Source organism: Kitasatospora sp. NPDC048662, from assembly GCF_055587065.1.
Genome location: NZ_JBVJHA010000001.1, coordinates 143,195 through 166,146, shown reverse-complemented (window position 1 = coordinate 166,146; position 22,952 = coordinate 143,195). Strand labels below are relative to the sequence as shown.

Genomic DNA, 22,952 nt, shown 5'->3' with positions numbered 1-22,952 from the left:
GGAGGGGCAGTGTCGTTCGACTACGACGTCGTGGTGGTCGGTTCGGGCTTCGGTGGCTCGGTCGCCGCGCTGCGGCTGACCGAGAAGGGGTACCGGGTCGCCGTCCTGGAGGCCGGGCGCAGGTTCGGCCGCGACGAGCTGCCCACCACGTCCTGGGACACCCGCGACTACCTGTGGGCACCCGCCGTCGGCCTGTACGGCATCCAGCGCATCCACCTGCTGCGCAACGTGCTGATCCTGGCCGGGGCGGGCGTCGGCGGCGGCTCGCTGAACTACGCCAACACTCTGTACGTGCCGCCGAAGCCGTTCTTCGAGGACCGGCAGTGGCGGCACATCACCGACTGGCAGGCCGAACTCGCCCCGTTCTACGACCAGGCGCAGCGGATGCTCGGGGTCCGGCTCAACCCGACCATGACGCCCTCGGACGTGCACTTGAAGGCCGCCGCCGAGGCGATGGGCTGCGGCGACACCTTCCACCTGGCCCCCGTCGGGGTGTTCTTCGGCGACGGCCGGGACGGCACCGGCGAGGCCAAGGCCGCGCCCGGCAGCGAGGTCGAGGACCCGTACTTCGGCGGAGCCGGCCCGAAGCGCAAGGCGTGCACCGAGTGCGGGGAGTGCATGACGGGCTGCCGGCACGGCGCGAAGAACATGCTCACCGAGAACTACCTGTACCTGGCGGAGCGGGCCGGCGCCGAGATCCTGCCGCTGACCACCGTGAGGCGGCTGCGCCCGTACGGCGAGGGCTACGCGGTGGACGTGCTGCCCACCGACGCCCGCACCCGGCGGGCGAAGAAGGCCGGGGCCCGCACCATCACCGCCGAGCGGGTGGTAATGGCGGCCGGCACCTACGGCACCCAGACGCTGCTGCACCGGATGCGCGAGGGCGGGCTGCTGCCCCGGATCTCCGCCAAGCTGGGCCACCTGACCCGCACCAACTCCGAGGCGCTGGTGGGCGCACAGACCTCCGACCGGCGCTACGGGGAGCGGCCCGACTTCACCCGCGGCGTGGCCATCACCTCGTCCGTGCACCCCGACGAGAACACCCACATCGAGCCGGTCCGCTACGGCCGGGGCTCGAACGCGATGGGCGCGCTGTCGATCCAGCAGGTCAGCGGGGCCGGGCGCGGGCCGCGCTGGCTGCGCTACCTCGGGTCGGTCGGCCGGCACCCGTGGATCTTCGCGCAGTCGATGAACCAGCACCGCTGGTCGGAGAAGACGATCATCGGCCTGGTGATGCAGTCGCTGGACAACTCGCTGACGGTGTCCCTGAAGAACGGGAAACTGACCTCGCGCCAGGGCCACGGCGCGCCCAACCCGAGCTGGATCCCGGCCGCGGAGGAGGGGGCGCGGGCGCTGGCCGCGTCCATCAACGGCTTCCCCGGCTCCACCGTCGGCGAGATCTTCGACATCCCGCTGACCGCGCACTTCCTCGGCGGCTGCCCGATCGGCGACAGCGCCGAGACCGGCGTGGTCGACCCGTACCACCGGCTGTACGGCTACCCGGGGATCAGCGTGGTCGACGGCTCCGCGGTCTCCGCCAACCTCGGCGTCAACCCGTCGCTGACGATCACCGCACAGGCCGAGCGGGCCATGTCGATGTGGCCCAACCGCGGCGAGGCCGACCCGCGCCCCGAACAGGGCGCCGGCTACCGGCCCGTCCAGGCGGTGACCCCCGTTCAGCCCGCGGTCCCCGAGGGGGCGTTCGGGGCGCTTCGGCTGCCGCTGCTGGCCGTGCCGAAGGTGCCGCGCAGGGCCGAATGAAGCCGATTGACATCCTCCGACAGCCGATGGGATAAACGGGCACCCGACCACGAACCACCCCGGGGGGACCGCCATGCCCATCTGCCCGTCCTGCGGAGCGGCTGTCGCCGGTGCCGTGGCGACCTGCGCGAACTGCGGACGCCCCACCGGGCCCCCGCTCGTGCCGCCGCCCGCGATCGGGGAAGTGGTGGCGGAGGACACCGCCGCGCCCGGCGCCTCCCCGTGGGGCGCCGGCCGGATACACCAGGGCCGGCAGTGGCCCGTGCCGTCCCGGGGCTGGCTGACCGCCGGCCGGGTGCTGCTCGCCCCGACCGCCCTGCTGGTGGTGCTGGCCGCGCTCGGCAGCACCCTCGCGCGCGGCGGCGCCGGCGTGGACGACGACCCGGCGGTGCGCTGGACCGTCCGCACCTTCCAGATGTGGCTCCAGCTGACGCTGACCGCGTTCGGCGCGCCCTGGCGCAGCAGCAACTCCAGCAGCTTCGGCGCCTCCACCTCCGGCGTCCACGTGCTGCCGTACGCGATCGCGCTCGGCTGGCTGGCGCTGCTCTGGCTCGGCCAGCGGCTCGCCGCCCGGGCCCGCGCCGCGGCCGGCGCCGCCGAACCGACCGGGCTCGCGGCCGGCGCGCAGGCGCTGCGCACCGGAGCGCTGTCGGCGGCCGCGGTGCTGCTGCTGGGGTGGCTCTCCACCGGCAGCTCGCACGTCGACGAGGCATCGTTCTCGCTGAGCATGCAGGTCACCACTGGTCCGGCGATGCTGCCGCTCGGGGTGTCCGGGTTCCTGGCCGCGGCCGCGGTGGTGCTGTCCGTGGACGGGCAGGGCGCGCTGCGCGCGGAGGCCGCCCGGCGCCGGTGGCTGGGCGGCTGGCTGCTGGCGTGGCAGCACGCGGCGCGGGTGGTCGGGGGGCTGCTGGTGCTGCTCACCGTGGTGTCGGTGGTGATGCAGGTGCTGGTCGACCAGCCGTTCCCGCAGTCCACGTTCCGGGCGCTGACCGTCAACGGCGGCGTGTACCTGTTCGGCGTCGGCAGCGGCGCCCGGGTCGAGGTGGGCGGTCTGCGCGGCGGGCCCGAGGATTCCTTCGCGCTGTACGACCTGGGCGCGCACGGCGGCCAGTGGTGGCTGGCGGTGGTGCCGGTGCTGCTGGCGGCGCTGGCGCTCGGCTGGTCCGCGCACCGCGGGCGGCTGACCCAGCTGGACCGGGCCCGGCTGGCCGCGCTGTACGCGGCGCTGACGGCGGCGCTGGTGCTCGGCACCTCGATCTGGATGAGCGGGAGCAGCACCATCAAGGGCCAGGTCCACGAGGCCCGGATCGAACTGCTCGGCTGGTCGGTGACCTCGGTGCTGATCGCCGCAGCGGCCTGGGCGGTGTTCGGCGCGCTGCTGGTCCCGGCCGCGCTCGACGCGGTGCGCCGCACGCCGGTGCCGGTGTCCGCCCCGCTGCCCGCACCGGCGGGCGCGCCGGAGCCCGAGGGGAGCGCCGGGCTGGTCGAACTGGTCGCCGAGGAGCGGACGCCGGCCGGAAGGGTCGACGTGCTGGACTCGCACGCCGCCTACCGGCGGCCCGACGCCGGCTGAGCCCGGACGCTGAGCCCGGACAGGGCAAAGGGCCCCGCGGGGGAACGGGGCCCTTTGTCGGCCAGCACTCGGCGTCAGGGCCGCGCCGGTGCTGGGTGACGGCGCCGGGGGAGGAGCGCCGTCGGGGGAGATGGTTCGGAGCGCCCCCGAGGCCGATGGGCCTCACGGAGCGTGAGAGTCGGGCCGTTCGCGCCAACGGTCCGAGCCTGCGGCGGGAGTGTGTGGTGGCCCCCGTCCTGCAGTCATCGTCCTGGACGAGGGCCGTGCTGTGCAAGCGATTCGACGCAAATTCGGGGGAGGCCGGAACAGGACACGGCGCCGGGGAGCGCCGGAACCGACCGGCCCGGATGGTGACTGTCCGTGATACTGGCTTGCGGGGCGTACCGGGGCGTACGCCGGAGCGGGCGGCCGATGTGCGGCGGCCGGCACCGGTACCGGCCGCCACACCCGGGTCCGCCCGGTCGCGGACGGGTTCGCTGTCCCCTGCTGACCCGACCGCGGCACCGGGGCGCGGTCCCACGGCGGGCCCGTGCCCGCCACGCGCACCGGTGGACCGGAGAAGATCCACGCGTGGTCCACCGCACGCGCCGCCCGCACCTGGAGGATGCCGGCGTCTCGTACGGTCTCCCGGTGCAACGATTCGCCACCCGGTGCGGTCACGGGCGGCTCGGCTGGCAGTCGGGTGAAACGCTCCCGGTAGACTCGGTGGCGACACCCCTTTTGTACCGCCGCCGGAAGGCCGTCCGTGTCCTCTGTACACCCCCAGTCCCCACCGGAGAACGACACCGTCCTGGTCGTCGACTTCGGCGCCCAGTACGCCCAGCTCATCGCCCGTCGGGTGCGTGAGGCGCGGGTCTACAGCGAGATCGTGCCGAGCTCCATGCCGGTCGCCGAGATGCTCGCCAAGAACCCCAGGGCGATCATCCTCTCCGGCGGTCCGTCGTCGGTGTACGAGGAGGGCGCACCGCAGCTCGACCGTGCGATCTTCGAGGCCGGGGTGCCGGTGTTCGGCATGTGCTACGGCTTCCAGCTGATGGCCACCGTCCTCGGCGGCACCGTCGACAACAGCGGCGCCCGTGAGTACGGCCGCACCCCGCTGACCGTCACCCGCTCCGGCTCCACCCTGTTCGAGGGCGTCCCGGACAAGCACGCGGTGTGGATGTCGCACGGCGACGCCTGCTCGGCCGCGCCCGAGGGCTTCACCGTCACCGCCTCCACCGACGTGGTGCCGGTCGCCGCGTTCGAGAACGACGAGCGCAGGCTGTACGGCGTGCAGTACCACCCCGAGGTGATGCACTCCGAGCACGGCCAGCAGGTGCTGGAGCACTTCCTGTACCGCGGCGCCGGCATCGCCCCGAACTGGACCACCACCAACGTGGTCGAGGAGCAGGTCGCGCTGATCCGCGAGCAGGTCGGCGACAAGCGCGCCATCTGCGGCCTGTCCGGCGGCGTGGACTCCGCGGTCGCCGCCGCCCTGGTGCAGCGCGCCATCGGCGACCGGCTGACCTGCGTCTACGTCGACCACGGTCTGATGCGCAAGGGCGAGACCGAGCAGGTCGAGAAGGACTTCGTCGCGGCCACCGGCGTCAAGCTGGTCGTGGTCGACGCCGAGGAGCGCTTCCTGACCGCGTTGAAGGGCGTCTCCGACCCCGAGACCAAGCGCAAGATCATCGGCCGCGAGTTCATCCGGGTCTTCGAGCAGGCCCAGGCCGACATCATCGCCGATGAGGGCCCTGCCGTGGAGTTCCTGGTCCAGGGCACCCTGTACCCGGACGTGGTGGAGTCCGGCGGCGGCACCGGCACCGCCAACATCAAGTCCCACCACAACGTCGGCGGCCTGCCCGAGGACCTCGAGTTCCAGCTGGTCGAGCCGCTGCGCAAGCTGTTCAAGGACGAGGTCCGGATGGTCGGCCAGGAGCTCGGCCTGCCCGCCGAGATCGTCCAGCGCCAGCCGTTCCCCGGCCCGGGCCTCGGCATCCGGATCGTCGGCGACGTCACCAAGGAGCGCCTGGACCTGCTCCGCGAGGCCGACGCCATCGCCCGCGAGGAGCTGACCCTGGCCGGCCTGGACAGCGAGATCTGGCAGTGCCCCGTGGTGCTGCTGGCCGACGTCCGCTCGGTCGGCGTGCAGGGCGACGGCCGCACCTACGGTCACCCGATCGTGCTGCGCCCGGTCTCCTCCGAGGACGCCATGACCGCCGACTGGTCGCGCCTGCCCTACGAGGTGCTGGCGAAGATCTCCACCCGGATCACCAACGAGGTCAAGGACGTCAACCGGGTCGTGCTGGACGTCACCTCCAAGCCGCCGGGCACCATCGAGTGGGAGTGATCCCACCCCCGGCAACCGTGTGACCGCGCCGCCGCTCCCCGACCGGGGGAGTGGCGGCGCCGTCATGTCCGGGCGGCACCCGGCACAATCGGACCCGGTCCTGCCGGCGGTCGGCAGACGGCGCGAGGGAGAGGGCGACAGCGATGGCGACGGGCACGGGCACAGGCCTGGACGAGGGCCGGAGCACGGAGACACGGACCGGGCAGTGGAAGGCGACCGCCTCGCGCCTCGCCCTGCTGCCGCTGCGACTGTTCCTGGGGGCGACCTTCGTCTACGCCGCCTTCGACAAGCTCTCCGACCCGCACTACCTGGCCGGCGCCGGCGACGCCGCCTCCTTCTACGCGCAGACGCAGGCCGCCAAGGCCGGCAGCCCGGTCGGCTGGGCGCTCGCCCCGGCCCTGGACGCGCCCACCTTCTTCGGCCTGCTGATCGCCTTCGGCGAGCTCGCGGTGGGCCTGGGCACCCTGTTCGGCCTGTGGGGCCGGGTCGCCGCCGCCGGCGGCGCGCTGCTCAGCGCCACCCTCTGGCTGACCGTCAGCTTCCACACCACCCCGTACTACCTGGGCAACGACCTGGCCTACCTGATGGCCTGGACGCCGCTGCTGCTGGCCGGCACCCCCTACCTGTCGGTGGACGGCTACCTCGCCGCCCGGGCCGCCCGGGACCGCGCCCGCGGCCTCGCCGAGGACGCGGTGCGCCGCCGCGCCCTGCTGGACGGCGGCATCGCGGCCGTCGCGCTCGGCGGCGCCGGCCTGCTGTCCGGCTCGCTCACCGCCGCCTTCGGCCGCGAGGAGATCGCGCCCGCCGCCACCGGTGCTGCTCCGCAGTCCACGAACCCGCAGTCCGGGGGAGCGCAGTCCGCCGCGCCGGCGGTGGGCGTCCCCGCCGCGCAGGTCCCGGTCGGCGGCTGCGCCACCGTCAAGGACCCGGCCAGCGGCGACGCCGTGTACATCGTCCAACCGACCGCCGGGAAGTACGCCGGCCTGTCCTCGGTGTGCACCCACTCCGGCTGCGCCGTCAACCCGCCCAAGGACGGCCAGCTGTACTGCCCCTGCCACGGCTCCAAGTTCGACGCCGCCACCGGCGCGGTGCTGAACGGGCCGGCCACCAAGCCGCTGCCCACCTACGCCGTCACCAGGAACGGCGAGCAGCTCGAACTCGGCCCGCAGCAGCAGGCATAGGGCCTGTCCGGCAGGATCGGCCGGACAGGCCCTGGCTAGCCCAGCGTGTGATCGTCGTCGCGGGCCCCGCCCCGGCCGCGCCTGGAGACCGCCACCAGCGCGCCGCCGAGGCCGCCCGCGCCGAGCACGATCAGCGCCAGCGGAAGGACGAACCGGCTGTTCACCTCCTGGTCGTTCACCGACGCCACCAGGTACAGCACCGCCAGCGCCGTGAACAGGCCGCCCGCGACCAGCGCGTACAGATCGAACTGATGCTTCCTCATTACCGTTCCACCCTGATGTCACCGATGCCCATGGTCACCGTCAGTTCCAGCACTCCCTTGGACGGCCGGCCCTGGGGGACCTCGATCACCACGTCCTCGTTGACGACCGGGCCGCCGTACTCCTGACCGTCCGGCAGGCTCGCCGAGCCCACCCCGTCGCGCAGCTTCAGCCGCAGCTCCACACCACTGGGCACCTGCACCACCGCGGTGCCCATGCCGACCCGCAGCTCGGTGCCGAGGGTGCCGCCCTTCGGGTCCAGCGACGACAGGTCGAGCCGGACGTCGCCGACGCCCGCCGTGTACCGCGAGTGCAGGTTGTCCGAGGTGGCCGTCCAGTGGCGGTCGCCGACGGTGTCCGCGACCGTCATCGAGCTGCCGCCCGCGAACACCAGGCCCGCCGTCAGCAGCAGCGACAGGAAGGTCAGCCCGCGGGTGCGCCCCCAGCGGGCGCTGAGGATCATCGCCAGGCCCAGCGGCAGCAGCGCCACCGCCAGCACCGCCGACCAGCGGTGGTGGCCGTGGTGGTCCACCGCCACCGCCCAGGACGCGCCCAGCGCCAGCAGCACCGCCGACGCCCCCAGGACCGAACGCCCGCGCTCCGCACGCCGAGCGGCCTTCCACTCGCGGTGGCGCGCCATGCTCTCCCGGTGCCGCTCCATCGCCTCGCGCTGCGCCTGGTGGCGCTGCTCGGCCCGCTCCCGGTACCGCGCCATGTTCTGTTCCATGCGCTCCTGGTGGCTCGGCGGCCCGGCGGGCTCCTTGCGCAGCGGGTCGCCCTCCGGGAGGTCGGTGCGCTGCCACCAGGGCTGGGCGGGCGCGCCGGGCGGCGGCGTCGCGCCGTACGGGTTGCGCTCCGGGTGCCGCGGGTCCCACAGGTAGCCGGACGGGCCGGCCGGGGGCGTGTCCGCGGGGGCGGCGCCGGCCGCCTGCTCGGCGTTCGACAGGCCCGGGCCACCGATCCGCTCGTGCAGGTCGGCGGTGCGGGCCTGCCACTCGCCGCGCAGGTCGCGGCTCATCGCCTCGCCCCAGGTCTTCCAGTCCGCGAAGGTGCCGGAGGAGTCCAGCCGGTCGTACGGGCCGCCGGTCCGCTCGGGGCCCGCGGCCTCGTCGCCGCTGAACCGGCGCCGGCGCTCCGGGTCGTAGCGCAGCGCCAGGAACACCAGCGCGGCCAGCAGCAGCAGCGGGAACAGCTGGTCGCCTTCGTTCATCGAGGAGAAGAACACCCCGGTGCCGATCACCGTCAGCAGCACCGCGCCGATCGACTGGCCGTCCACCCGGCCGGTCAGCACCCGCTGGAGTTCGGTGCGGCCGCCCTCGCCGTCGGTCGCCTCGCGCGGCACCACCAGCCAGGCCAGGCCGTACAGGAACAACCCGAGCCCGCCGGTCAGGCCGAGCACCGCGATCACCACCCGGAACACCACCGGGTCGATGTCCAGGTAGCGGCCGAGCCCGCCGCACACGCCCGCCACCACCCGGTGCCGGGAGGAGCGGGTCAGCGCCGGGCGCGGCTCGGTGGGGGCGTCCGGTGCGTCTCCCGGGATCTGGTCGTCCGTCATGCCTCCCATCCTTCCGGGCCGCGAGGCCCCGCCCAACCGTCCGGAGCCCCGGAGCGACCCTGAACTGTCCCTGAGGCGGGCTCCGGGCCGGACCCTGATGCGCCACCGACCGGGCACCTGCGACCATCGGTGCCGTGGCAGCACCCGACACCAGAACCACCGAGACCGCCCCGCCCGCGCCGACCGACACCCCGGCCGGCGCGCCGCCCTACCGGCGGCTCTACCGCAGCCCGCACGGCCGGATCCTCGGCGGTGTCTGCCAGGGCCTGTCGGTGCACCTCGGGGTGCCCGTCACCTGGGTGCGGCTGGCGTTCATCGTGCTGTTCTTCTCCGAGGGCATCGGCACCCTGCTGTACGCCGCGTTCTGGGTGGTGGTGCCGCTCGGCATCGGCGAGGCCGCCCCCGGCGCCGCCCGCACCGGCCCGCCCGCCGCGCCGGGCGGCCGGTTCGGGCGGCTGCGCGAGCTGCTGGAGCGCACCTTCCACGGCGAGGACGGCGCCCCCGGCACCTTCCCCGCCGACCCGCAGGACCGCCCGGCGACCGCCCCGGCCGGCGCCGGGCAGCGGGCCGGCAGCCTCGGCCAGCTGTTCGCGCTGATCGGCCTGGTCATCGGCGTGATGGCGCTGCTGTCCGCGCTCGGCATCCAGACCGCCAAGCCGTACGTGTGGCCGCTGCTCGCGGTCGGCGTCGGTGTCGCCCTGGTGTGGCGGCAGGCCGACGACTCGCGCTGGCAGAACTGGTTCGGCCTGGAGCCCGGCAGCCGCAAGGGCGCCTACCTGCGGGTCTCCTCCGGGGTGCTGCTGGTGGTGGCCGGCATCGTCGGCTACTTCGTGACCCAGGGCGTCGACTCGCCGATCGCCCTGGTGATCGAGTCCTCGCTGGCCGTGGTGGCCGGTGTGCTGGTGCTGGCCGGCCCCTCCATGCTGCGGATGTGGCAGGACCTCGGCGCCGAGCGCACCGCCCGCATCCGCGCCCAGGAGCGGGCCGAGATCGCCGCGCACATCCACGACTCGGTGCTGCACACCCTGACGCTGATCCAGCGCCGCGCCGAGGACCCCAAGGAGGTGCTGCGCCTGGCCCGCGCCCAGGAACGCGAACTGCGCCTGTGGCTGTACCGCCCCGAGGCCGCCGCCGAGGCCGCGCCCGACACCCTCGCCGAGCACCTGCGGGCGATCGTCGCCGAGGTCGAGGACCGGCACGGCGTCCACATCGAGCTGGTCTGCGTCGGCGACTGCCCGATGGACGAGAAGATCGCCTCGCAGATGCAGGCGGCCAGGGAAGCCATGGTGAATGCCGCCAAGTACGGTGGCGGGGGACCGGTCCAGGTCTACGCGGAGGTGGAGGGGAGGACGGTGTCGGTGTTCGTGCGCGACCACGGCCCCGGCTTCGACCCCGAGGACCTCCCCGAGGACCGGATGGGCGTACGCGAATCGATCATCGGCCGGATGCGGCGCAACGGGGGCACCGCGCGGGTGCGGCCCGCGCCGGACGGCGGGACCGAGGTCGAGCTGGAGATGGAGAGGGCGGCAGATGACTGAGGCAGCGGCACCCGAGAGGCGTGCCCGGGTGGTCCTGGTGGACGACCACCGGATGTTCCGTACCGGCGTGCGCGCCGAGATCGGGCGCACCGAGGAGACCGGCATCGACGTGGTCGGCGAGGCCGACGACGTGGAGTCCGCGGTCCGGGTGGTCGCCGAGACCCGGCCCGATGTGGTGCTGCTCGATGTCCACCTGCCCGGCGGCGGCGGCGTCGAGGTGCTGCGCCGCTCGGCGGGCGTGGAGGGGGTGCGCTTCCTCGCGCTGTCGGTCTCCGACGCCGCCGAGGACGTCATCGGCGTGATCCGCGGCGGCGCCCGCGGCTACGTCACCAAGACCATCACCGGCACCGACCTGGTCAACGCGATCTTCCGGATCTCCGACGGCGACGCGGTGTTCTCGCCGCGGCTGGCCGGCTTCGTGCTCGACGCGTTCGCCGCCACCGACACCCCGCCGGTCGACGAGGACCTCGACCGGCTCACCCAGCGCGAGCGCGAGGTGCTGCGGCTGATCGCCCGTGGCTACGCGTACAAGGAGATCGCCAAGCAGCTGTTCATCTCGGTGAAGACGGTGGAGAGCCACGTCTCCGCGGTGCTGCGCAAGCTCCAGTTGTCCAACCGGCACGAGCTGACCCGCTGGGCCACGGCCCGTCGCCTGGTCTGATCCGCGCGCCGGGGCGCATGCGAAGGGCCCGGCCCCCGCGAGGGGGCCGGGCCCAGGTGCGTACGGGGACGGGGTCAGCCGAGCGGCGCGGGCTCCCGCTCCGGCTTTGGCGCGGCCGCTGCGGCCCGGGCCGCCGAGCGGCGGTCGAGCGCCTTCGCGACCTTCTTGCCGAGCTTCTGGCCGGGCATCTCGATCAGTTTGTAGGTCAGCTGGCTGGCGATCAGGACCGCCGCGAAGAAGGTCAGTGGCAGCAGCCAGCGGCCCCATCCGGTGATCGGGTAGGTGACCAGGTTGTCCTTGAACCACCAGGTGGCCCACAGCACCGGGATGTGCACCACGTACACCGAGTAGCTGACCGCGCCGAGCCAGGTCAGCACCCGCGGCCAGCGGCGGTTGCGCAGCAGCATGCCGAGCCCGAAGACCGCCCAGGCCAGCGCGTACGGCAGCGAGAAGCCCTCCCAGCTCTTCGTCCAGGTGCGGTCCAGCGCGGCTTGGCCGTGGTTGTACATGTAGCCGGAGAGGAAGCCCGCGGCGAGCACGAACGCGCAGCAGACGGCGGCCAGGGCCCGGTCGATCTGCCCCTTCTCGGCGCGGAAGATCGCGGTGCCGGCGAACATCGTGGCCAGGATCATCATGCTCTCGAAGAACATCGACCGGGCGTTCAGGAACAGCAGCACCGCACCGAGCGCGCCGAGCGTCAGTGCGCCGATCCGGATCAGCTCGGGGCGGCCGATCAGGATCAGCAGCAGGCCGGTCGCCATGATCAGCACGGTGGCGATGATCAGGTGGTGGGTGGTGGTCGGCACCGCCGAGACCGCCTTCGGGGTCAGCAGCTGAGGCTTCCACCAGGCGCCGAGCAGCAGCGCGGCGCCGGCGAAGAACAGCGAGATCGGCGCGCTCTGCCGGTGCCAGTTCTTCACGAACAGCGCGCTGACCAGGAAGTAGAAGATCATCTCGTAGCAGAGCGTCCACATCGCGCCGAGCGCGCTCGCGATGTTGGTCATCTCGTGCAGCAGTGTCAGGTTCGCCAGGTACGACCAGAACGGCCGGTCGGTGACCACCTCCGGCACGGCCGAGTACTTCGCCGGCAGCAGCGCCAGCGAGAGCGCCACGGTCACGATTATCAGCGGGTAGATCCGGAATATCCGGCCGATCCAGAAGCCCCGGACGTCGCCGCGCCGTTCCAGGGAGGCGGGCACGATGTATCCGCTGACCAGGAAGAACAGCATGACGGCGAAGATGCCGAGGTCGAATTTCTCCTCGACGGCCGGACCCCAGGAGTACCAGCTCAGCAGTCCGAAGTGGTGCACGGCGACGAGGAGCGCGGCGATCCCGCGCAGGCCGTCGAGCCAGCCGAGACGAATGGGCGGCCTGCCGACGCCGGCCGCAGTGGTGGCGCCCCTGGCGGCCGGGGCTGGCTGATGTTCAATCGCGGTCACAGCCGATGAGGCTAGCTCACACCCGTCCCGATGCGTACTGTCCGGGCGCTCCTTCGCAGAGCCCGCCGGTGGGGCCGGACACCGGTCGGGCGCGGGCGGGCGGGCGGAGCGGCTCGACCGGTCACAATCCGTTCGCGCGTTCCCGCTAGGCTCGCTCCGATCAGCGATGAGTGAAATCGGAGAGGCATCCCCATATGAGCGTCAGCGCGACCAGTAGCTCCGCACCATCCGGTGCGGACGCGGCCGCATCGTCGGGTCCCGGGGGCGGGCGCGGACTGAGGGCGATCGCGGCGCGGACGCGCGGCTTCGTCTGGCTGTGGCCGGCCCTGCTCACCTTCGGCATCGGCACGTACGGTTCCGGGCGGCCGTTGCTGTGGGCCGACGAGCTGGCGACCTGGAACGCGGTGGACCGCTCGCCGCGGGAGATCCTCCACCTGCTGCAGAACGTGGACGCGGTGATCGGCGTCTACTACCTGCTGATCCACTTCTGGACGGAGGCCTTCGGCCACTCGCTGATGGTGATCAGGATGCCGTCCGTGCTGGCCATGGCCGGCGCAGCGGCCTTCGTCACGCTCATCGGCCGCAAGCTCTTCAACACCACCACCGGCCTGGTCGCGGGCCTGCTTTTCGCGCTCATCCCCTCGGTGTCCCGCTACGGGCAGGAGGTGCGCGGCTACGCGTTCGTGGTGATGTTCGCCGCGGCGGCGACCTTCCTGCTGCTGCGGGCGCTGGAGAAGCCGGGCGTCCTGCGCTGGGCCCTCTACGCGTTCACCGTGATCGGCGCGGGCGCGTTCCACATGATCTCGCTGGTCTTCCTGGTGCCGCACGCCCTGGTGGCCGGGTGGCGCTGGTGGAGCGACCGTTCGCGCGGCGTGCTGATCGGCTTCCCGGTGGCGGCGGTGGCCGGGGTGCTGCCGCTGGTGCCGCTGATCCTGCTCGGGCAGCGGCAGGTCGGCCGACAGCTGAACTGGCTGAGCAAGCCGAGCCTGCAGTACGTCGCCAACGGTTTCTGGCACGGCCTGTTCGCCTCGAACTGGATCAGCCTCTGCATGGTCGCGCTGGCGGTGCTGCCGCTCGCGTGGTCGCGCGGACGGCGTCCGGCGGTGGAGATCGGCATGATCGCCGTGCTGCCGATCCCGCTGCTGTGGATCATCTCGCACGGCCAGACCTCGTACTTCCTCGACCGCTACCTGCTCTTCACGCTGCCCGCCTGGGCGGTGCTCGCCGGCGCCGGGCTGGCGGCCCTGCGGCCCCGGGCGCTCACCGTGGTCGGCCTGGTCGCGGTGCTGGTGCTGGGCGCCCAGGACCAGCGCGCGGTGCGGCAGCGCTACTCGCACGCGGGCTGGGACGGCGCCGCCGCGGCGAAGGTCATCGCCGCCGGCTACCAGCCGGGCGACGCGGTGGCGCCGCTGCGCAACGGCAACGCCATCTTCAGCGGAGTGGTCAGCGCGCTGGACTTCTACCTCCCGGAAGAGGACCGGCTGAAGGACGTCTTCGTCCAGGAGAGCGCGATCGAGCGCGGCGACCTGTACCCGAAGATGTGCCCCGACCTGGCGGCCTGCATCGGCGACACCAAGCGGATCTGGGTGGTGACGATCGGCTGGCACGACCCCTTCCAGGGCTTCTCGCCGGAGGAGAAGGACGTGCTGGTCAAGACTTTCCCGAAGCAGACCGTCACCCAGGTGCCGAACACCGTGGTCACCCTGATGGAGCGCTGACAGCCGCTTCCCGCCGAGCCGGCCCGGCCCCCACCGGGCCGGCTCACGCGTCCGCGCGCTCCGTCTCCGGCCGGTCGACCGCGGCTACACTGTTGCCCGGCACCAGTCCCGGACGGGCCACGGTTTCTTGTGCGACGAGACCGGCGACGGTGAGGTCGCAGTGATCTTCGTTCCGGTGCATGACACCACAAGCGCGACGCCCGTGGGGGAGAGCAGCAGTGACCGTCAGGCTTGGAACCGGTGACCCGGTTCCGCGCGAGGACGCCGAAACGCCTGCCGGACGGCCGCATGGACGCTCGGCAGGGCTGAGTGGTCTGCTCCCGCGACTGCGTGCGGCCGTACGATACGCGACACCCGCCCTGCTCGGCTACCTGCTGGTACGAGCGCTCGGCGTCGCCGTTCTGATGCTGTGGGAGGGACAGCACGGTACCAGCGCGCTGTACCGCGTTGCCACCATGTGGGACGCCTACTGGTACCAGGACATCGCGGTGCACGGCTACGCGGGCTCCGAGCCGGTGCCCGGCCCGCACGGGCCCTACGAGGCGTACGCGTTCTTTCCCATCTACCCGATGCTGCTGCGGGCGGTCTGGTGGATCCTGCCGCTGCCGGTGCACTACGCCGCGCTGCTGGTGGCCTGGGCCGGATCGCTGGCCGCCGCGTGGGGGATCTTCGCCGTCGCGGCCCGGCTGCACGGCCGCCGGGTGGGCGTCATCGCCGCGGTGCTCTGGGGCGTGCTGCCGTACGCGGTGGTCGAGAGCATGGCCTACTCCGAGCTGGTCTTCACGGCCTTCGCCGCCTGGACGATGTACGCCGCGGTGACCCGCCGCTGGGTGTGGGCCGGGGTGCTGTGCTCACTCGCCGGCCTGACCCGGCCGACCGGCGTCGCGGTGGTGGTGGGGGTCGGCGTCGGGGCGGTGTGGGCGGCGTTCACCCAGTGGCGGCAGGCCAGGCGGGCCGGCGAGGTGCGGGAACGGCGTGCGCTGTGGCTGCGCCCGTTGATCGGCTGCGCGCTGGCCCCGCTCGGCTTCCTGTCGTTCGTCGCCTGGGTGGGTGTGCAGAAGGGCCGCTGGGACGGCTACTTCCGGGTGCAGGACGCCTGGCAGTCGCACTTCGACTTCGGCCGGTCCACCGCACACGTCATCCGCGAGATGATCACCGTGCCGGACACGATCTGGCTCACCGACGTCGTGGTGACCCTCACCCTGGTCGGCTACATCCTGATGTTCATGGTTTCCGGGCTGCAGCGTCAGCCACTGGCGCTGGTCGCGTACAGCGCGATGATGCTGCTGCTCGCCATCGGCGACGCCGCGTACTTCAACTCCCGCGCGCGGTTCCTGATCCCCGCGTTCGCGCTGCTGCTGCCGCTGGCGACCGGGCTGGTCCGGGTACGGACCAGGGGAGTGGTGCCGAGCATGCTCGCGGCCGCGGCGGTCTGCTCCGCCCTGTACGGCGGGTACGTGGTCTTCGTCTACAACAACTCCCCGTGAGCGAGAGCCCGGCCGGAATTCCGTGACCGGCCGGGGATGTCGGCGGGTAGCCATAGACTCGAAGGGCCATGACTAGCCTCTTCGATGACCTCCCGCTCCCCGGCTTCGAGCGTCCTGCCGTCGGGTCGAGCCGCCGCCCCGAAGCGGTGCAGCAGCCGCCCCTGACGCTGTGGCCGGAGGACGAGGCACCGCCCGCGGACGAGTCGTACGAGGAGCCGTACGACGAGCCGCCGTACGACCCCGGGTACGGCGCGGAGGAGAGCATCCCGGACGGGCTGTTCGAAACCGACCACGCGGCCGAGAGCGCCCGTGACGCCTGGTACCGCAACGGCGCGGAGCGCACCGTGGTCGACCCGGCGCAGCTGCTGGAGGGCATGAACGACCCGCAGCGCGAGGCGGTGCTGCACCACGGCTCGCCGCTGCTGATCGTGGCCGGCGCGGGCTCCGGCAAGACCCGGGTGCTCACCCACCGGATCGCCCACCTGCTGGCCGCGCGCGGCGTGCAGCCCGGCGAGATCCTGGCGATCACCTTCACCAACAAGGCCGCCGGCGAGATGCGCGAGCGGGTCGAGGCACTGGTCGGCCCGCGCGCCAAGGCGATGTGGGTGTCGACGTTCCACAGCGCGTGTGTCCGCATCCTGCGCCGCGAGGCGAAGCTGCTGAACATGAGCTCCAGCTTCTCGATCTACGACTCGGCGGACTCGCAGCGCCTGATGGCGCTGGTCTGCCGGGATCTGGACCTCGACCCGAAGCAGTTCCCGCCGAAGTCGTTCACCGCGAAGGTCAGCAACCTCAAGAACGAGCTGATCGACGAGGAGACGTACGCCGACCAGGCGGCGAACCCGATGGAGAAGAAGCTCGCCGAGGCGTACTTCCTGTACCAGCGGCGCCTGCGCGAGGCCAACGCGCTGGACTTCGACGACATCATCATGACCACCGTCAACCTGCTGCAGGCGTTCCCGGAGGTCGCCGAGCACTACCGGCGCAGGTTCCGGCACATCCTGGTCGACGAGTACCAGGACACCAACCACGCCCAGTACACGCTGGTGCGGGAGCTGTCCGGCGGCTCGGCCGCGCACGCCCCGCGGATGACCGCGGACGGCGACTTCGTCGACCCGACGGAGGCCAGGCTGGCGCAGATCGCGCCCGCCGAGCTGTGCGTGGTCGGTGACGCCGACCAGTCGATCTACGCCTTCCGCGGCGCGACGATCCGCAACATCCTCGCGTTCGAGGAGGACTACCCGAACGCGACCACGATCCTGCTGGAGCAGAACTACCGCTCCACGCAGACCATCCTGACCGCCGCGAACTCGGTGATCGAACGGAACACCAACCGCCGCAAGAAGAACCTGTGGACGGCCGGCGACCAGGGCGAACAGGTGGTCGGCTACGTCGCCGACGACGAACACGGCGAGGCCCAGTTCATCGCCGACGAGATCGACCGGCTCACCGACGCCGGCCACGCCCGCCCCGGCGACGTGGCGATCTTCTACCGCACCAACGCGCAGTCCCGGGTGTTCGAGGAGGTGTTCATCCGGGTCGGCCTGCCGTACAAGGTGGTCGGCGGGGTGCGCTTCTACGAGCGCAAGGAGGTCAAGGACGTCCTCGCGTACCTGCGGGTGCTGTCCAACCCGGAGGACACCGTGCCGCTGCGCCGGATCCTCAACGTGCCCAAGCGCGGCATCGGCGAACGCGCCGAGGCGATGATCGACGCGCTCGCCGCCCGCGAGCGGATCTCCTTCGCGCAGGCGCTGAACCGGGTCGACGAGGCGTACGGAATGGCCGCGCGCTCCGCCAACGCGGTGAAGAAGTTCAACGATCTGCTGGCCGGGCTGCGCCAGGTCGTCGAGTCCGGGGCCGGGCCGGCCGCTGTGCTGGAGGCCGTCCTGGAGGAGACCGGGTACCTGGCCGAACTCCAGGCGTCCACCGATCCGCAGGACGAGACCCGGGTGGAGAACCTCCAGGAGCTCGCGTCCGTGGCGCTGGAGTACGAGAAGGACCCGGGAGAGCGGCCCGAGGGCGACGAGGGCCCGCCGGTCGGCTCGCTCGCCGACTTCCTGGAGCGGGTCGCGCTGGTCGCCGACTCCGACCAGATCCCGGATGCCGACGAGGGGGGGGACGGCGCCGGGGTGATCACGATGATGACCCTGCACACCGCCAAGGGCCTGGAGTTCCCGGTGGTGTTCCTCACCGGCATGGAGGACGGGATCTTCCCGCACATGCGGGCGCTGAACCAGGTCAAGGAACTGGAGGAGGAACGGCGGCTCGCCTACGTCGGCCTCACCCGGGCCCGGCAGCGGCTCTACCTGACCAGGTCGGTGCTGCGCAGCGCCTGGGGGCAGCCGTCGTACAACCCGGCGTCCCGGTTCCTGGAGGAGATCCCGGAGAACCTGATCCAGTGGAAGCGCACCGGCGCGGCGGCCGTGCCCGCCTCGCGCTTCTCCTCGTCCTCGGGTGCGCGCAGCAGTGGCGGCGGCAGCAGCTTCTCGGCGGGTGCCTCGCCGAAGGCCGGCTGGGGCAAGTCGGCGCGCACCGTGGTGGACCGGGAGGTGGTGGCGCTCACCGTCGGCGACCGGGTCAGCCACGACAGCTTCGGTCTGGGCACCGTCGTCGCCACCCAGGGCGTCGGCGACAAGGCCCGTGCCACCGTCGACTTCGGTACCGCCGGGCGCAAGGAACTGCTGCTGCGCTACGCCCCGGTCGAGAAGCTCTGACGCGCTGACGGGAAGCTCCGACGGGGGCTCCGGCGGTCGGTCAGCGCGGGTCGAGCCCGCGTTCGAGCAGCCACGGCACCGGGTCGACGGGGACGTCGCCGTCGGGCCGCACCTCGAAGTGCAGGTGCGGCCCGGTGCTGTTGCCGGTGCTGCCCGACCAGCCGATCACCTCGCCGGCCCGGACCTGCCCGTGCACGGTCCGGTACGAGCGCAGGTGCCCGTACACGGTGCGGGTGCCGTCGGGGGCGGTGACCGTCGCCATGCGGCCGTACGCCGGGTGCCAGTGCGTGCTGACGGTGCCGTCGGTGACCGCCAGCACCGGGGTGCCGGACGGGACGGGGAAGTCGATGCCGGTGTGCCGCGTCGCCCAGTGCGCGCCGGGCTGGCCGAACACCGCGCTCAGGCCGGGCCGCGCCACCGGCAGCGAGAAGCGCCGCTCCGCCGCCTGGCGGATCGCCAACCCGGCTGCCGCGTCAGGGGTTTGACGCTCCGCGCGGTCGGCGCGCTCGGTGTGCTCCGGCCCCGGGCGGGGGGCGCCCTGCAGGGTCGGCTCGCCGGGGCGCGGGGCCGCGCCCACCGGGCGGTGCGGCGCCGGGTGCACGGTGACCACGGCGGCCGCGAACACGCCGAGCGCCGCCACCGAGGGCAGCGCGACCGCCAGCACCGCCGTCCTGGTGGCGCTGCGGGCCCGCGCCCGGCGCTCGGCACGGGCGGCGGCACGGCTGCTGGGGACCACGGCTGTCACCTCGCGGCGGCTCGGGGACGTACGGCAAGAACCGGTCGAGACTGTAGCGGGGCGGCGACAGAGCGGACAAAGCGTGCATTTCAGCGGGAGTGGCGCGGCGGCGGGCGAGGCCGACGGAGCCGGTGGGCTGTGATTTTCCTTTCTTCTTGGCCGGTGGGAAAGGACGGCGGCCCCGCCGGGCCGCTACCCTCCCCTCAGATCTGTTAAAAGTGGTTAACACGCCCCCGCGACGAGGTCGGCCGGGTGGTGGACGACGTGGTCCAGGAGGCAGTGATGGTTGTGTCAGGGCCGATCCGAGTGGTGGTCGCCAAGCCCGGTCTCGACGGGCACGACCGGGGCGCCAAGGTCATCGCGCGGGCGCTGCGCGACGCCGGCATGGAGGTCATTTACACCGGCCTCCACCAGACCCCCGAGCAGATCGTCGACACGGCGATCCAGGAGGACGCGGACGGCATCGGCCTGTCCATCCTGTCCGGCGCGCACATGACGCTCTGCGCCAAGGTGATCGAGTTGCTCAAGGAGCGCGACGCGGCCGACATCAAGGTCTTCTGCGGCGGGATCATCCCGGACGGCGACATCGCCGAGCTGAAGTCCCTCGGCGTCGCCGACATCTTCACCCCCGGCACCCCCACCCAGGACGTGGTGAGCTGGGTCGAGGCGAACCTGCGCACCGCCAGCTGAGGCCTTCCGCGGCGGCCCCGGGCGACAACTCGCCCGGGGCCACCGCGTTTTCGCGCTACCGGACCAGTTCGGCGAGCATCGCCTGACGGAAGCGCAGGGTGCCCGCGAGCCGGGTGAAGGTGTCGGACCAGGCGGTGTCGGGGGAGGTGTCGGCGGCCAGCGCCTCGACCGCCGGGGCGGTCTCCGGGGCGAGGGCGCGCTCGGTCATGCCGAGGACGCCGCTGTGGCTCCACGGGTAGGAGCCCAGCTCCGCGGCCCGCTTGAGGGCGGCGACCACGGCGGTGGACAGTGGCGGCGTCCACGGGGTGGCGCAGGCGCCGAGCAGCTGGAAGGCGTCGCCGAGGCCGTGGGTCTGCACGAACGCGGCCGTCCAGGCGGCGCGTTCGGCCGGCGACAGGACGGCCAGCAGCTTCGCGGGCGCGCCCGGAGTGCGGCCCTCGCGGCCGGGGCGGGGCGGGGCGCCGAGCAGCGCCCGCGCCCAGTCGGCGTCCTGCTGGCGGACGGCGGCGCGGGCCCAGGCCTCGCGCAGGTCCTCGGCCCACTCCGCGCCGCCGCCGTCCGCCGCGTCCACGGTGGGGACGGCGAGCAACTGCTCGGGGGTCAGGCCGGTGTCGGCGGTCCACAGCGCGAGCGGGGCGGCGGCCGCGACCTCGCCGAACCACCAGGCCCGTTCGCCGCGCCCGGTGGGCGACTTGACGGGTATGCCGTCGCGCTGCATGGCCGGGTCGCAGGCGGCGGGCGGCGTGATGTGCAGCCGCCCGCCCTCGTACCGGACGGCCTCGCGGGCGCGGGCGGCCATCCGGGCGGCGAGCGCCGAGCCGGGCAGCGTGGACAGCAGCTCGGCGGCGGTGGCGCGGACGTTCTTCGAGCGGTCGCCGAGCGCGGTCTCCAGGAATTCCTCGTCGGCGCCGGACAGTCCGTCCTGCAGCGCGTCGAGGAACAGCACCCGGTCCTCGGCCCGCTCGGTGGACCAGGTGGAGGTGAGCAGGGCCAGGCCGGCCGCCGGGTCGGTCCGGCGCAGCCGGGTCAGGTGGGTGACGCGTTCGGCGAACAGGCCTTCCTGCCACAGGCGTTCGCCGGGCTCGCCGGTGGTGTCGTGGTCGGCGGCGGTGCGGGTGACGTACCGCCAGTCGGGGTTCTGCGGGGCCAGCCAGCGGCCGAGCGGGCCGGCCAGCGTCACGGCGTCGGCACGCAGTTCGGAGCGGGCCCGGGCGGAGTCCAGCAGCGCCGGGACGAGGGCGGGCGGCAGCCGGTAGCCGTGCGCGCGGGCCGTGGCGAGCCACTGCGGGAGCAGCTCGGCCAGGTTGGCGGTGGAGCCGTGGCCGCCGCGGGTGCCGAGCAGCACGGCGAGCCGGCGGGCGGCGGGTTCGGGCAGCGCCGGGCGGGTGTCCTCCGGGGCGGGCGCGGGGGTGTCCACGGCGGGCGCGGGCAGCGCGCCGGCCCGGCGGCGGACCGCGGCGAGCGCGGCCAGGTCGAGCAGCGCGGTGGCCGGTTCGGCGCGGTCCACGGCGGCGGCGAGCGGCGTGCCCGGCTCGGGCAGCGGGCGGCGGTCGGTGCCGAGCAGGGCCGCGCCCTGCAACTCGGCCCACTGGCCGTCGGCGACGGCGGGGGCGGTCATGCGCGGCCCCCGATCGGACGGGCGGTGGTGCGGTGACGGCGGCCCCAGCCGCTGGCGGTGGCGGCGCGGCGGGCGGCGTGGTGCAGGCAGATGCGTCGGACGGCGGCGCGCTGGCGGGTGCGGATGCAGGACATGTGGTTCCTCCGGTTGACGGGCCGTCGGGAAGCGCCGGGGAGCGCCTGGGCCGGTCGGTCGGGTGTGGTGGCTTGCGTTCGGCCGGTGGGTGAGGTGCGGCCGGGCACGCCGCGGCCGTGACGTGGCGTGGCGTCAGGACGGCGTGCGGGGTCGGTTCGGGTTCGGGTTCGCGCTCGGGTTCGGGTTCGGGTCAGCCGAGGCCGACGGGGCGGTGCTCGGCGTCCCAGGCGGTGACCGGCGTGAAGCCGGCGTGGCCGCACTCGCCGAACAGCGTGACGGGATGGCCGGCGGAGACCGCGGCCAGGCGCCACAGCGCGGCGTCGGCGAGCGCGCCGCGGCGCACCGGCAGGGTGTGCCGGCCGTCGGTGAGCTGCCAGCCGTCCCCGGTGAGCACGGGCACGACGTCGGTGAGGACGGCCGGCCAGCTGTCCAGCCACGGGTCCTCGGCGACGGCGGTGCCGTACGCGGCCAGCGCCTCGGCCGGGGACAGCCCGGCGGGCACGGCGGCCGGGGCCGGTTCGGGGCTGCCGTAGCGGGTGCCGAGGACGGCGCGCAGCGGGCGGGCGCCCGGGTGGAAGGCCAGGTCGGCCTCCAGCAGGCGGCCGGTGGGCAGCGCCAGGTCCGGCGCCTGGCCGGGCCGGCCGAAGGCCAGCAGCAGGGCGTCACGGCCGGTCTTCGCGCCGCGCAGCCACACCCGGCGGGTGGTGAGCCGCTCGTCGGCGGTGTCGCGGCTGCCCAGGACCTGCCAGCGGTCGCGGACGGTCGGCCCGGCGAGCAGTTCGGCGGTGTCGGTGGTGAAGCCGACCCGGGTGCGGACGGTGGCGGCCAGCGCCTCCGGCAGGGTGTCGATCCGGCCGTACGCGCCGGCCAGCAGGTGCAGCATCGCGTACTCCTCCAGCAGGGCGTCCTGCGGGGTGTCGGCCAGCGCCCGGACCCGGCCGGCCAGGCCCGGGGCCTGGGCGTCGACCATCCGGGCCGCGACCTCGTCCCAGGCGCCGGCCGGCAGCGGGTCGGCGAGGCCCCGGCGGACCCCGTCGGCCAGCCGCAGCCGCAGGTCGAGCGCGCCCGCGGCGACCCGCGCGGAGCGCTTGGCGGCCCGCTTGCGGGCGGCCTCCGGGTCGGCGTCGGCGGCCTTCGCCTGCTGTTTGGCGACCTTGTCGGCGGCGGCCTGGCTGCGGCCGTTCAGCCACTCCGACACCCAGTCGGGCGGCTCGGCGGCCGCGGTGACGGCCTCCGGCCCGGCGGCCCACAGCAGCAGCAGGCCCAGGGCGTGCTTGCACGGGAACTTCCGGCTCGGACAACTGCACTTGTAGGCGGGGGTGCCGAGTTCCACCGCCGTCCGGTAGGGCGTGCTGCCGCTGCCTTTGCACAGGCCCCACAGCGCGCCCTGCCCGGTGCCGGTACCGCTCCACGGGGCGGGCCCGGAGAGCTTGCCCGCGGCCTTCTGGGACGCCGGGTCGGGGGCCAGGGAAAGGACGTGTTCGGTGCTCCAGCGTTCCTCCATGCCCACGACGCTAGGCGGCGCCACTGACAGTTGAGGGCGGGTCAGGGCC

The 22,952-nt window shown here is 73.6% G+C and carries 17 protein-coding genes and 1 pseudogene; 11 read left to right on the top strand and 7 right to left on the bottom strand.

Features of this window, described 5'->3' with window-relative positions; genetic code table 11:
• The first annotated feature begins 9 nt into the window (after positions 1–9).
• From ACZ6R9_RS00695 to ACZ6R9_RS00675, 5 genes and pseudogenes are all read left to right on the top strand, one after another.
• Complete coding sequence (locus ACZ6R9_RS00695) at positions 10–1,761, top strand: GMC oxidoreductase (protein WP_465535615.1); 1,752 nt, start codon at positions 10–12, stop codon at positions 1,759–1,761.
• 187 nt (positions 1,762–1,948) lie between these two features.
• Positions 1,949–3,334 (top strand): hypothetical protein, encoded by a 1,386-nt coding sequence (locus ACZ6R9_RS00690; RefSeq protein WP_465535613.1) that lies wholly within the window; start codon positions 1,949–1,951, stop codon positions 3,332–3,334.
• 745 nt (positions 3,335–4,079) lie between these two features.
• Positions 4,080–5,663 carry a glutamine-hydrolyzing GMP synthase gene (guaA, locus tag ACZ6R9_RS00685; RefSeq protein ID WP_380486652.1) on the top strand — a complete coding sequence of 528 codons (1,584 nt, stop codon included), beginning with the start codon at positions 4,080–4,082 and terminating at the stop codon, positions 5,661–5,663.
• 143 nt (positions 5,664–5,806) lie between these two features.
• Positions 5,807–6,316, top strand: a pseudogene (locus tag ACZ6R9_RS00680) (DoxX family membrane protein); the annotation flags it as partial.
• The gene (locus ACZ6R9_RS00675) at positions 6,293–6,844 is read left to right on the top strand and encodes a QcrA and Rieske domain-containing protein (RefSeq protein WP_380486818.1); all 552 of its coding nucleotides are present in this window, start codon (positions 6,293–6,295) and stop codon (positions 6,842–6,844) included. The pseudogene ACZ6R9_RS00680 and the gene ACZ6R9_RS00675, both read left to right, overlap by 24 nt.
• A gap of 35 nt (positions 6,845–6,879) precedes the next feature.
• Here the strand turns inward: ACZ6R9_RS00675 and ACZ6R9_RS00670 are convergent, their stop codons facing one another.
• Both ACZ6R9_RS00670 and ACZ6R9_RS00665 read right to left on the bottom strand, forming a co-directional pair.
• Positions 6,880–7,107 (bottom strand): hypothetical protein, encoded by a 228-nt coding sequence (locus ACZ6R9_RS00670; RefSeq protein WP_380486650.1) that lies wholly within the window; start codon positions 7,105–7,107, stop codon positions 6,880–6,882.
• Complete coding sequence (locus ACZ6R9_RS00665; protein WP_380486649.1) at positions 7,107–8,663, bottom strand: PspC domain-containing protein; 1,557 nt, start codon at positions 8,661–8,663, stop codon at positions 7,107–7,109. The genes ACZ6R9_RS00670 and ACZ6R9_RS00665 overlap by 1 nt, the downstream gene beginning before the upstream one ends.
• A 134-nt stretch (positions 8,664–8,797) precedes the next feature.
• On the opposite strand from ACZ6R9_RS00665, the gene ACZ6R9_RS00660 reads away from it, so the two are divergent.
• Together ACZ6R9_RS00660 and ACZ6R9_RS00655 are read left to right on the top strand one after the other, a co-directional pair.
• Positions 8,798–10,201 (top strand): PspC domain-containing protein, encoded by a 1,404-nt coding sequence (locus ACZ6R9_RS00660; protein ID WP_380486647.1) that lies wholly within the window; start codon positions 8,798–8,800, stop codon positions 10,199–10,201.
• Positions 10,194–10,862 carry a LuxR C-terminal-related transcriptional regulator gene (locus tag ACZ6R9_RS00655; RefSeq protein ID WP_465535609.1) on the top strand — a complete coding sequence of 223 codons (669 nt, stop codon included), beginning with the start codon at positions 10,194–10,196 and terminating at the stop codon, positions 10,860–10,862. The genes ACZ6R9_RS00660 and ACZ6R9_RS00655 overlap by 8 nt, the downstream gene beginning before the upstream one ends.
• 74 nt (positions 10,863–10,936) lie before the next feature.
• Here the strand turns inward: ACZ6R9_RS00655 and ACZ6R9_RS00650 are convergent, their stop codons facing one another.
• Entirely contained in the window at positions 10,937–12,301 is a 1,365-nt protein-coding gene (locus ACZ6R9_RS00650) for an acyltransferase family protein (protein ID WP_465535607.1), read from the bottom strand.
• A gap of 194 nt (positions 12,302–12,495) precedes the next feature.
• On the opposite strand from ACZ6R9_RS00650, the gene ACZ6R9_RS00645 reads away from it, so the two are divergent.
• The 3 genes from ACZ6R9_RS00645 to pcrA all read left to right on the top strand — a co-directional run bounded on the left by ACZ6R9_RS00645 (position 12,496) and on the right by pcrA (position 18,220).
• Positions 12,496–14,019: a glycosyltransferase family 39 protein gene (locus ACZ6R9_RS00645; RefSeq protein ID WP_380486641.1), complete on the top strand. Its 1,524-nt coding sequence runs from the start codon at positions 12,496–12,498 to the stop codon at positions 14,017–14,019.
• Positions 14,020–14,423: 404 nt separating this feature from the next.
• Entirely contained in the window at positions 14,424–15,506 is a 1,083-nt protein-coding gene (locus tag ACZ6R9_RS00640; protein WP_465535605.1) for a glycosyltransferase family 39 protein, read from the top strand.
• A gap of 68 nt (positions 15,507–15,574) precedes the next feature.
• Positions 15,575–18,220, top strand: a complete 2,646-nt coding sequence (gene pcrA / locus ACZ6R9_RS00635; RefSeq protein WP_465535603.1) for a DNA helicase PcrA — start codon at positions 15,575–15,577, stop codon at positions 18,218–18,220.
• Positions 18,221–18,260: 40 nt separating this feature from the next.
• Here the strand turns inward: pcrA and ACZ6R9_RS00630 are convergent, their stop codons facing one another.
• The gene (locus ACZ6R9_RS00630; RefSeq protein ID WP_465535601.1) at positions 18,261–18,956 is read right to left on the bottom strand and encodes a M23 family metallopeptidase; all 696 of its coding nucleotides are present in this window, start codon (positions 18,954–18,956) and stop codon (positions 18,261–18,263) included.
• Positions 18,957–19,238: 282 nt separating this feature from the next.
• Here ACZ6R9_RS00630 and ACZ6R9_RS00625 point away from each other — a divergent pair, with 282 nt between their 5' ends.
• Positions 19,239–19,646, top strand: a complete 408-nt coding sequence (locus ACZ6R9_RS00625; RefSeq protein WP_380486634.1) for a cobalamin B12-binding domain-containing protein — start codon at positions 19,239–19,241, stop codon at positions 19,644–19,646.
• Between the two features lie 55 nt (positions 19,647–19,701).
• Here the strand turns inward: ACZ6R9_RS00625 and ACZ6R9_RS00620 are convergent, their stop codons facing one another.
• The 3 genes from ACZ6R9_RS00620 to ACZ6R9_RS00610 form a co-directional block, all read right to left on the bottom strand.
• Complete coding sequence (locus ACZ6R9_RS00620) at positions 19,702–21,264, bottom strand: DUF5691 domain-containing protein (protein ID WP_380488586.1); 1,563 nt, start codon at positions 21,262–21,264, stop codon at positions 19,702–19,704.
• Entirely contained in the window at positions 21,261–21,398 is a 138-nt protein-coding gene (locus ACZ6R9_RS00615) for a hypothetical protein (protein WP_158071864.1), read from the bottom strand. Before ACZ6R9_RS00615 ends, ACZ6R9_RS00620 begins: the two co-directional genes overlap by 4 nt.
• A gap of 191 nt (positions 21,399–21,589) precedes the next feature.
• A complete protein-coding gene (locus ACZ6R9_RS00610) occupies positions 21,590–22,903 on the bottom strand; it encodes an SWIM zinc finger family protein (RefSeq protein WP_465535597.1) in 1,314 nt (437 codons plus the stop codon).
• Positions 22,904–22,952: the final 49 nt, after the last annotated feature.

What these genes read in the sequence shown, in the direction of transcription:
- ACZ6R9_RS00670 (WP_380486650.1), bottom strand. Translation starts at nt 7,107, where the DNA reads ATGAGGAAGCATCAGTTCGATCTGTACGCGCTGGTCGCGGGCGGCCTG.
- ACZ6R9_RS00665 (WP_380486649.1), bottom strand. Translation starts at nt 8,663, where the DNA reads ATGACGGACGACCAGATCCCGGGAGACGCACCGGACGCCCCCACCGAG.
- ACZ6R9_RS00655 (WP_465535609.1), top strand. Translation starts at nt 10,194, where the DNA reads ATGACTGAGGCAGCGGCACCCGAGAGGCGTGCCCGGGTGGTCCTGGTG.
- ACZ6R9_RS00645 (WP_380486641.1), top strand. Translation starts at nt 12,496, where the DNA reads ATGAGCGTCAGCGCGACCAGTAGCTCCGCACCATCCGGTGCGGACGCG.
- ACZ6R9_RS00640 (WP_465535605.1), top strand. Translation starts at nt 14,424, where the DNA reads ATGCTGTGGGAGGGACAGCACGGTACCAGCGCGCTGTACCGCGTTGCC.
- pcrA (WP_465535603.1), top strand. Translation starts at nt 15,575, where the DNA reads ATGACTAGCCTCTTCGATGACCTCCCGCTCCCCGGCTTCGAGCGTCCT.
- ACZ6R9_RS00625 (WP_380486634.1), top strand. Translation starts at nt 19,239, where the DNA reads ATGGTTGTGTCAGGGCCGATCCGAGTGGTGGTCGCCAAGCCCGGTCTC.
- ACZ6R9_RS00620 (WP_380488586.1), bottom strand. Translation starts at nt 21,264, where the DNA reads ATGACCGCCCCCGCCGTCGCCGACGGCCAGTGGGCCGAGTTGCAGGGC.
- ACZ6R9_RS00615 (WP_158071864.1), bottom strand. Translation starts at nt 21,398, where the DNA reads ATGTCCTGCATCCGCACCCGCCAGCGCGCCGCCGTCCGACGCATCTGC.
- ACZ6R9_RS00610 (WP_465535597.1), bottom strand. Translation starts at nt 22,903, where the DNA reads ATGGAGGAACGCTGGAGCACCGAACACGTCCTTTCCCTGGCCCCCGAC.